We start from the raw sequence: 10,789 nt of genomic DNA, 5'->3' as shown, positions 1-10,789 counted from the left end.
GATTTAAAATGAGGTTATGTCCTTTTTATTTCAATGACTTAAAAAGTTGAGATTGGCGTAGATAAAATAAAAAATTAATTTAGTTCATTTTTCGACTCCTTCTTCATGCGTTCAAGTTCAGTTAATACATAAGAATTCATCGATTGATGTCTTTTCTTAGCCATTTTTTTCACCCAAAAAACCAACTCTTCAGGCAACCTTAGATTTAATTGCTTGGTTGTTCGCATATTAATTATTGACCAGTAGTAGCATTTTGATTCTATAGTATTAAAATGATTCTATATGCGCAATAGTTTTTTTGCATCATAATGCTACTATTGCTTATTCCTACTGTTCGTGGAATCTATGAAAAAAAAAGACATTCAATTTAACCTCCGAATTCCTGAGGATTTAAAGTTAAAGATTGATGAAGCTGCTAAGGTAAATCAACGATCAATTAATGCCGAGACCATGTCTCGTCTATATGATTCTTTTGTAATGGATAATAATATTCATCTAGAAGCAGCTAAAGTCATTGAAAATTTTCTACAAGCAAGAACACCGACCCAGCGTAAAAAAGATGTAGCTGAGAGACTTAACTTTCTTTTTAATGAGATTAAAAAAAGTCTGCATTTCAAAGACCTTACAGTTGCTGAATTAGCATATAAGATTGGGGAAAGCTCAGCAGATAGTGCTGAATCTTGGTTCAGAGCAGAAATGGAACCAACTTTTAACCAACTAGAACAGATCGCAAATTTTTTATCTGCGAATTCAAATTGGTTACTCTTTGGAAAGGAAAGACCATTCAAAGTTGAGAGCTTCCGTTTCGATGAGAATATAGATAAAGATATAAGATGGTTATTGACCCCTAATCCTGAAAAAGAGTTCTTAAAAAATCAGTCAGTCAAAGAAGTTAAATTTATTCGCTCTCTTAATGCGGAAGGGTCACTAATTGTAGCTAAGCTGTATTCAAATCAATATTTAGAGTGTTTCCATACCCCTTATCATATTAGTGATATCACTGGTGTCGGTGGATATAACTCTCTACTTTATTTATGCTTACTGTTTAAAACCTTAAAAAAATACCATAGTTCATACCATCATCCGAATATATATAGCTTCTTGATTTCAGAAGAAATGGCGAAAAAAATATGGTCAGAAGAAGCGCACCCCTCGTCACTGATTGATCAACTACATCATATACCTTGGATGGATGACCTCGCAGATGCATTACCTAATCACTCATTAGATGAATTCTATTGGCAGGGATTTGATGCGCTTAGATCAAGATTAATAAAAGATTTTAATGAAAAGGAATTCATTCAGAATCATTGGAATGACTCTGAATTCCACATTAAGCACCCTATGACTTTCGATTAATTTCACGTCACTTTGTGTCGCATACATAAAAAGTCTCATTCAATTTAACTTATTGTTTCCTTAAACTAATTATTAGCTTTAATACGGTTATCTATACAAATGAATATCGTCCAAATCGAAGAAAATGTAAAACAGCTCATCCATAAAATTGCTCAAGATGAGCTAAATAAACAAGACTTTATCTATGAGTTGCTTTTAGCTTATGGACATCGCAGCCAATCTATTGGACGAGTGCGTAATGGTGAGCGTAATTTAGCTGAAGATAAGGAAAACAACGTTTTTTGGAAGCGTCAAATATACTTCAAAATTGCAAAACAGCATGATTTACATGGTCTGATTGATCAAATGAAGAATGAAAAGCGAACTGAAAGCAATAAGATTCGCTTCTTGATCGTGACTGATTTTAAAAATCTATTAGCCGTAGATACTAAAACACAAGATACATTGGATGTTCCTTTTAGTGATTTAGCTAAAAAATTTGATTTCTTCTTACCATGGGCTGGGATGGAGAAAGCCGTATATCAAGGCGAAAACCCTGCGGATGTTAAGGCTGCTGAAAAATTAGCAAAGCTTTTTGACGAAATTAAAGCAGATAATTTCGATGAGGATGACTTAAATAATAAAGAGAACTTACATCAACTTAATATTTTCTTATCCCGACTGCTATTCTGTTATTTCGCTGAAGATACTGAAATTTTTAAGGACAAACAGTTCACTTCGGCAATATCAAAGAGTAATGAAGATGGATCAGATTTATCGGCTTTAATTGGTCGATTGTTTAAAGTGTTAAACCAATCATCTGAAGATCGTGAAACAGATTTACCTGATTACTTAGCAGATTTTCCGTATGTAAATGGTGGCTTGTTTAAAGATGATATTCAAGTTCCAAAATTCACACGTAAATCACGTAGGATTTTGATTGAGTGTGGTAAAGACCTAGATTGGTCTGATATTAATCCTGATATTTTTGGTTCAATGTTCCAGGCTGTTGTTCATACAGAACAGCGTAGCACTATGGGGCAACACTACACCTCTGTACCAAATATTATGAAGGTGATAGAACCTTTATTTCTTAATGATTTATATGAAGAATTAGAAAAAAATCAAGACAGTGTTAATAAACTATTAAAGTTACAGCAACGTTTAGGGCAACTTAAAATTTTTGACCCTGCATGTGGTTCAGGAAACTTTCTCATTATTGCTTATAAAGAGCTACGTAAGTTTGAAATGGAAGTGCTGAAGCGTGTTCAAGAGTTAGAGTTAGAAAAAACAGGTCAATTTTCAAAACCATTTTCAGTGATTCAAGTGTCTCAATTTTATGGGATCGAGATCGATGATTTTGCTCATGAGATAGCAATTCTGTCTTTATGGCTAACAGAACATCAAATGAATATTGCATTTAAAGAGGAATTTGGAGAGTCAAGAGTATTACTTCCTCTTAAAAACTCTGGAAATATTGTGCACGGAAATTCTCTTCAAACTAATTGGAAAGAGATTTGTGATAATACGGATGCTGAAGTTTATGTATTGAGTAATCCTCCTTATATGGGCTTCAAAATGCAAGATCAAAACCAAAAACAAGATATGGAAAAGATCTTTAAGGATGTATCGAATTATAAATTTTTAGACTACATTGCTTGTTGGTTTATGTTGGCTAGTGACTATATCAATGAGAATTGTAAGGTTGGATTTGTATCGACTAATTCCATTTGCCAAGGAGTTCAAGTAGAACTCTTGTGGCCCGAAATTTATAAACGAAGTGTGGACATTTGCTTTGCACACCAATCCTTCAAGTGGTCAAATAATGCAAGATCTAATGCAGGGGTTACCTGCGTTATCATTGGGTTACAGCATAAAGACGCTATTAAAACCAAAACTCTTATAAATAATTTATCTAAATCAGTAGTCAAGAATATTAACTCTTATCTGATTGATAGCTCAAATGTCATAGTAACTAAAAGGCGTATCCCACTTTCAAAACTGCCTAAAATTTCAGATGGAAGTGGCGCGTTGGATGGGGGGAATTTAATTCTCTCTAGTGAGGAAAAAGCACAATTAATCTTAGCTGATGAAAGGGTTAAGCCATTTGTTCGTAACTATACAGGTTCTAACGAATTCATTAACGGCATTGAAAGATACTGCCTATGGATTGAAGATAATGAATTAGAGAAAGCATTGACAATTCCCTTACTAAAAGAACGAATTGATGCGGTTAAGGAATTTAGAAGTAACGCTGGAACACGGGCGCAAACAGCTATTTCACGTCCTCATAAATTTGCATGGATTAATCAACCTCAACAGTCTCAAATTATTATTCCTACCGTTTCTTCGGAACGTAGAGAATATATTCCTATGGGTTTTAGTGATATATCTGTGATTGTAAGTAATTCTGCAAGTATCGTGCATGATCCTGAACCGTATGTTTTTGCGTTACTTCAATCAAGAATGCACATGGTATGGACTAAAACATTAGCAGGAAGACTAAGAACAGATATTCGCTATACATCAGCGATTTGCTATAACACTTTTCCTGTGCCAAAACTTATGAAAGCAGCGATTTTCAAGTTAAATGAATCTGCTTTTAAAATACTGGCTGTACGTGAATCCTATTCACATTTAAGTTTGGCTCAACTTTATGATCCTGAAAAAATGCCTTTGGACTTAAAACAAGCTCATATAGAGAATGACTTACTGGTGGAAAAACTCTATAAGTCAAGTGAATTTAAAACAGATGAAGAGCGTCTAGAGCGATTATTCCACTACTATGAAACAATGTTAAATTGAGATAAAAATGAAAAATTTAGTAGAAGTAAATTATCAACAAACTGGGGAAAGCACCTCAGTTAATAATATGGGAATGCGAGCTATGCAAGCTCGCGCCTTCGAATCTCGTAATAGTCAGTATTTGCTCTTAAAAGCCCCTCCTGCATCAGGTAAGTCTCGTGCATTAATGTTTTTAGGTTTAGACAAGATACACAACCAAGGGTTGAGCAAAGTTATTGTAGCTGTACCTGAACGCTCAATTGGCGGTTCATTTGCTAGCACTAAGCTGAGTGAAAGTGGCTTTTTTGCAGATTGGGACATCAAACCTGAAAATAATTTATGTACTGCTGGTGGCGATAAAAGCAAAGTAAAAGCCTTTAAACGTTTTATGGAAGGTACAGATCAAATTTTAGTATGTACACATGCAACACTAAGATTTGCTTTTGAAGAGTTAGAAGATCATGTATTTGATAATACATTAGTGGCAATTGATGAATTCCATCATGTTTCAGCAGATGCTGATAATATTCTAGGTAATGTTCTTAAAGCTTTAATGGACAATACCACCGCTCATATTGTTGCGATGACGGGTTCATACTTCCGTGGCGATAGTGTTCCTGTACTTACGCCAGAAGACGAAGCAAAATTTGATAAAGTTTCCTTTAACTATTACGAACAACTTAATGGCTATACCTATTTAAAATCTTTAGGCATTGGTTATCACTTTTATAAAGGGCGCTACTTTGCAAAAGATGATGAAGGGGTTATCGCAATTGCAGAAGTATTGGATACTGATAAAAAAACCATCATCCATATTCCAAATGTGAATTCAGGTGAATCAACCAAAGATAAATATGATGAAGTAGATGCCATCCTCGAAATCATTGGTGAATTTGTCGCTAAAGATCCTGATACTGGCATCATTACCGTCAAACGTGCAGATGGTAAAATTTTAAAAGTAGCTGATCTCGTTGAAGAAGATGGTCGTGATAAAGTTGTTGAATATCTACGTAACATTAAAACCGTAGATGATCTTGATCTTATCATTGCTCTAGGCATGGCGAAAGAAGGCTTTGACTGGCAATTTTGCGAACATGCTTTAACGATTGGTTATCGAGGCTCTTTGACTGAAATTGTGCAGATTGTGGGACGTTGTACGCGAGATAGCTCGAACAAATCACATGCACAATTTACCAATCTTATTGCTCAACCTGATGCGCAGGATACTGAAGTTAAATTTGCAGTAAACAATATGCTGAAAGCAATTACTGCATCTTTGTTAATGGAACAAATACTTGCACCAAACTTCAAGTTTAAAACTAAACGTGATGATGAAGATATTGTTCCACCTGGTACGCTCACGATCAAAGGCTTTAAAGAACCAAGTACAGCAAAAACAAAGGCGATTATTGAAAATGATCTTGTGGACCTAAAAGCAGCGATTCTTCAAGATGCTAAGGTGATAGCAGGTTCAGCAGGTAAGGTTGAGCCTGAAGTGGTGAATAAAGTCCTTATTCCTAAGATTATCCAAACCAAATACCCTGACTTAACTAAAGATGAACTTGAAGAAGTGAGTCAGTATTTAGTCGTGGACTCAGTGATTAGCACAGCAGAAGTCAAAGAAGTTGGCGATAAAAAGTTTATTCGCATGGCAGATAAATTTATCAATATCGAAGACCTGAATATTGATTTAATTCAATCTGTGAATCCATTCCAAAAAGCTTTTGAAATTCTATCAAAAGAAGTCACAGTCAATGTACTAAAATTGATTAAGGAGGCAATCGAAGCAACTAAAATTACCATGACTCAAGAAGAAGCTATTGAGTTATGGCCTAAGTTAAAAGCTTTTAAAGTTCAGTTTGGTCGTGAGCCTAGTCTAGAATCAAATAACTTAATTGAAAAACGTTTAGCCGAATGCCTAATCTATATTCGTGAGCAACGTAGACGAGCTGGAGTGTAAAACATGGAAGATTTAAGCTGGCTTCAAGATATGATTGCTGATGATGACTTAGGTCTTTTAAACGTAAAGAAAAAGACGTCTGGTCTAACGGCTGATGAACAATTGGTCTCAAAATTTAATGAAATTAATAATTTTGTGACACAGCATGGGCGTGTACCTGCTAAGGATATGAAAAACATTTCTGAGTTTATGCTTGCGAGCCGTTTAGAAGCAATTCAAACCAATCCAGAGCAATACATGGCTTTAGCAGATTATGATGAACATAATTTGCTGCCACAACATCAGGATTAAAGATATGTCAGATATTAAATCACTTGAAGATATTTTTAACGATGATGATCTAGGATTACTTGATGATGGTAAAGATGGGGACATCTTTAAAATCAAGCATGTGCCTGTCCAACGTGCAGCAGCAGATGAAGTTGCTAAACGTAAACGTTGTAAGGATTTTGATCAATTTGAGCACCTATTTAAAGGTGTTCACAGAGAGCTTCGTGAAGGTAAGCGTAAGCTATTACCATTTCATGATAAAAGTTATCAGCTCGAAAAAGGCAGTTACTATGTATTAAATGGTCTATTAATTTATTTAGCAGACTTTACATTTACTAGGGAGGACAAGACAGTAAATAATGTCCGAACTAGGAAAGATGGTAGAACACGCACTATCTTTGAGAATGGTACTGAATCAACTATGCTGTACCGTTCATTAGCTAAAGCATTATATAAAGATGGACGTATTGTTTCAGAAACCAATGAGCAAGCAAATTCCAATTTCTACACTAATTTTGGCGGTATCACTGATGATGATACATCGACAGGCTATATTTATATTTTAAAATCTAAAAGTACAGATCCACGTATCCAATCATACGATCATCTTTACAAAATTGGTTTCGCCACGACAACTGTTGAAAAACGTATTGCGAATGCAAAAAAAGAGCCTACTTATTTGATGGCTGATGTTGAAGTCATTGCTGAATATCAAGCTTTCAATATTAATCCTCAAAAATTTGAATATTACCTACATGCCTTTTTTGGTGAATCTTGCCTTGATATATTAGTGGCAGATAAAGATGGTAAAAATCATCAACCTAAAGAGTGGTTTATTGCACCTTTAGAAGTAATTCAGCAAGCCGTTGAGTTATTAGTAAATGGGCAGATCATGAGTTATCAATACAATAAGTTTAAGAAAGAGATTGAGTTGAGATAATTAAATTTAAGGGGGATATATGATTAATATTATAAAAGTTAGGGATGATCACTCACCTATTCAATTTAAACAGGATTCTACTGATTCTGCGAAATATTCTTTATGTGACGGTGTTGAGTGTGCTTGGCTCAATCCCAATGAATCATTTTCTTATAAAGAACTTCGATCAAGAATTGAGCCATGGTTAACGGCTCTATTTCAATCGGAGCATCTTTCTTTGCTTGCGGGTTCTGGTTTAACTCATGCAATTCATTATTTAGCAGCAGATAAAGCTGCTACGGGTATGAATGCTTTAACACTTAATAATTTTAACAATGAAGTAAATCAGGCAGCAAAAAAATCCTCTGAAGCGACTGGTCGTAAAAATGGTAACCTAGAAGATCAATTACGTGTAGCAAATGAATTGCTTCGTGGGCTAGAAATTTTGAATGATGATAAAGCTATTGCTCTTAAAAAAGAATTAGAAATAGCAATGCAAGGCTTTGCTAATTCAATATTGGTTAGTGAAAATGGTATTGCCACAGCAAACTTTGAAAAAAGAGAAAATGCTTTCAATATTTTAGTTACATTTCTAATGAGCTTTGCTAGTCGTACTGGTGTACGAGATAGGTTAAATATTTTTACAACGAACTATGATCGACTTATCGAAGCTGGTTCAGAATTAGCAGGTATTCACTTACTTGATAGATTTTTAGGCAATTTAATGCCTATTTTTAGGTCATCTCGTTTAGATTTAGACATGCACTATAATCCTCCTGGTATCCGTGGAGAACCTCGTTACCTTGAAGGAGTTGTTCGATATACAAAACTTCACGGATCAGTAGATTGGATACAAGTAAATAAAGATATTCGGCGTATTGGTTTGCCATTTGGAGCAAAATCAATAGATCCATTTCTTGAAGTGGCAGGTTATGATGATATGACCCCACATGAATTAATGATTTACCCAAATTCAGCAAAAGATCAAGAAACGGCAAATTATCCTTATGTTGAATTATTCCGTGATCTGGCTGCTGCTATTTGTCGTCCTAATAGCACTCTAGTTACATATGGCTATAGTTTCGGTGATGATCATATCAATAGAGTTATTCGAGATATGTTAACGATCCCATCGACCCATTTGGTCATTATTTCTTATGATGACAATATGGGAAGAATCATGAAATTATATGAGGAGTTGGGACGTAATTCTCAAATTAGTTTACTTATAGGTCCTGCACTAGCAGATCTCACAAACTTAACACAATACTATTTACCTAAAGCCGCAATTGATAAAACCACTTCTCGGATGAGTGAACTTTTAAAACAAAGATTGCCTTCAAATCAAGAATCCATTATTTCAGAAAATTTAGATAAAATTAATGGAGGTATTACATTATGAGTATTTCTCCATTAGCTTATACTGATTCACTAAGAATAGGGACTGTGGATTTTGTTTCACCAAGTGAAATCAAAGTTCTACTTGATATTGAAGCCCCAGAAGGCACTGCATTAAACACAGGCACACCAAGAGCATTTCCCAAAGTTAATGGATATGTTCTTATAGCTAGTGATTGTGGATATTTAGTTGGTCAAATTGAATGGATAACGATAGAACGCTCACAATACCCAAAAAGAAAAGGAATGCAAGATTTTGGTTTAGTTGATTTACCATATCCTTTGCGGAAAATGAGCTTAAATCCTTTGGGTTGTTTGATTTACGACAAAGAAGAAAATGATAGGATTTATTATAAATTTCAAAGAGGTGTAGAAAGCTACCCCACAGTGGGAACACCTGTTATTTTACCAACTCAACATCAATTACAAGATATAGTTGAATCTGGTGATAATCGAAGAGTTTGTATAGGTACCAGTCCATTGGCAAATGGTGCAAAAGTGATGATTGATCCAGATCGTCTTTTTGGTCGTCATTTAGCAGTATTAGGTAATACTGGAAGTGGTAAATCTTGTTCCGTAGCTGGTTTGATTCGCTGGTCACTTGATGCAGCAGAAAAAGTTAGACATAGTCAGCCAAATGCCCGATTTATCATATTGGATCCTAATGGCGAGTATTCAGAAACTTTTAAAGACAAAGAAAACGTTCGAATCTTTTCTGTAGAACCCAAAGATGAGGACATACAGCAACTTCAAGTTCCTTTATGGCTTTGGAATAGTTCTGAATGGGTTTCTTTTACTCAGGCAAGTCCTAAAACTCAACGTCCTACATTAATTCAGGCTTTACGTTCGGTTCGGGAAGGTGTTTTTAATATTGAGCAATCTGCCCATCAAGAAATGAAACAATATTTAAGAACACTCATTAGCATTACCCAAATCGAAATTAACTCAGGTTCACCTTGGGGAAACTTTCCCAAAGCGAAGAATTTTTTTGAAAAGTTAAAAAAATGGAGAATTGGATTAACTGATCAAGATGTATTTGATAGTAATCAACAAACTTGTTTAACAGCAATTACAGATAAGATAACCCACTTTGAACAAGCACGTTCAGCACAATACGCAATATTTGACTTTGATAGAACAGAGATTAATGACTTCTTACAATTACTAAAAACTGCCTATACCTCATTTGGTGGCAGTGCAATGGATGCATTGCCAATAGATGCTGATATTCCAAGACCATTTTCTGGTGAAAATTTATTAAAAAGTATTGAAGGAAATGCCGAATTGCTAGGTGTCTCAGAATATATTGATACCATGCAAATGAGAATTAAGACTCTTCTCTCAGATACTCGAATGAAAGTCTTAACAAGTCAGATTGACGGTGCAAAAGAAATGACTTTGGATGGTTGGCTTTCTGATTATATCGGGGATAACAATGCTTCAAATGGAACAGTTACAGTTATCGACCTTTCATTAGTTCCAGCAGAAATTGCACATATCATTGCAGCTACTATAGCTCGAATGACATTGGAATCCTTACAAAGATATCGTCGAATGAATCAAGGGCAAGTACTTCCTACAGTATTAGTTATGGAGGAGGCTCATACTTTTGTGAAACGGTATAAGGATGATACCGAATATCACAATTCATCATCTATATGTTGTCAAGTTTTTGAAAAAATAGCTCGTGAAGGGCGAAAGTTTGGATTAGGTATGATGCTTTCGTCACAAAGACCTAGTGAACTCTCACCGACTGTTCTTTCTCAGTGTAATAGTTTCTTACTTCATCGGATTAGCAATGAACGGGATCAAGAACTGATACACAAATTGGTGCCTGATAATCTCCGTGGATTATTGAGAGATTTACCCTCGTTACCTTCCAAAAATGCAATACTACTTGGTTGGGCTTCGGAATTGCCTGTATTAGTCCAAATGAATCATCTTTCGGCTGAACATAGACCAAGATCAGAATGGGAATCCAGTTGCTCGTGAAGTAAATTGGAAAGAGGTAGCTGATGATTGGCAGCAGGTTTAGATTCTTGTTGTCCAAGTAAAATAAGAACAGGTGTCCAACTTAAAGTAAGAATGCCTGTTCATTTAAATATGAACCGTACCGGGTT

At 35.2% G+C, this 10,789-nt stretch carries 8 protein-coding genes; 7 read left to right on the top strand and 1 reads right to left on the bottom strand.

Going from position 1 to position 10,789, the window contains the following annotated elements:
* Positions 1–74: 74 nt before the first annotated feature.
* Positions 75–227, bottom strand: a complete 153-nt coding sequence (locus GW12_RS15510) for an Arc family DNA-binding protein (RefSeq protein WP_001260886.1) — start codon at positions 225–227, stop codon at positions 75–77.
* Between the two features lie 118 nt (positions 228–345).
* On the opposite strand from GW12_RS15510, the gene GW12_RS14195 reads away from it, so the two are divergent.
* The 7 genes from GW12_RS14195 (at position 346) to GW12_RS14165 (ending at position 10,661) form a co-directional block, all read left to right on the top strand.
* Complete coding sequence (locus GW12_RS14195; RefSeq protein WP_034588795.1) at positions 346–1,359, top strand: Arc family DNA-binding protein; 1,014 nt, start codon at positions 346–348, stop codon at positions 1,357–1,359.
* Between the two features lie 99 nt (positions 1,360–1,458).
* Positions 1,459–4,143 carry a DNA methyltransferase gene (locus tag GW12_RS14190; RefSeq protein WP_034588792.1) on the top strand — a complete coding sequence of 895 codons (2,685 nt, stop codon included), beginning with the start codon at positions 1,459–1,461 and terminating at the stop codon, positions 4,141–4,143.
* Positions 4,144–4,150: 7 nt separating this feature from the next.
* Positions 4,151–6,082 carry a DEAD/DEAH box helicase gene (locus GW12_RS14185; protein WP_034588790.1) on the top strand — a complete coding sequence of 644 codons (1,932 nt, stop codon included), beginning with the start codon at positions 4,151–4,153 and terminating at the stop codon, positions 6,080–6,082.
* A gap of 3 nt (positions 6,083–6,085) precedes the next feature.
* The gene (locus GW12_RS14180) at positions 6,086–6,373 is read left to right on the top strand and encodes a hypothetical protein (protein ID WP_004663637.1); all 288 of its coding nucleotides are present in this window, start codon (positions 6,086–6,088) and stop codon (positions 6,371–6,373) included.
* A gap of 4 nt (positions 6,374–6,377) precedes the next feature.
* A complete protein-coding gene (locus GW12_RS14175; RefSeq protein WP_004739694.1) occupies positions 6,378–7,292 on the top strand; it encodes a GIY-YIG nuclease family protein in 915 nt (304 codons plus the stop codon).
* A 19-nt stretch (positions 7,293–7,311) separates the two neighbouring features.
* Entirely contained in the window at positions 7,312–8,673 is a 1,362-nt protein-coding gene (locus GW12_RS14170) for an SIR2 family protein (protein ID WP_034588784.1), read from the top strand.
* The gene (locus tag GW12_RS14165) at positions 8,670–10,661 is read left to right on the top strand and encodes an ATP-binding protein (protein WP_264673534.1); all 1,992 of its coding nucleotides are present in this window, start codon (positions 8,670–8,672) and stop codon (positions 10,659–10,661) included. Before GW12_RS14170 ends, GW12_RS14165 begins: the two co-directional genes overlap by 4 nt.
* Positions 10,662–10,789: the final 128 nt, after the last annotated feature.

It is taken from the genome of Acinetobacter sp. HR7 (assembly GCF_000773685.1).
Taxonomy (GTDB): domain Bacteria; phylum Pseudomonadota; class Gammaproteobacteria; order Pseudomonadales; family Moraxellaceae; genus Acinetobacter; species Acinetobacter thermotolerans.
This window is presented reverse-complemented; position numbering and strand designations above follow the sequence as displayed.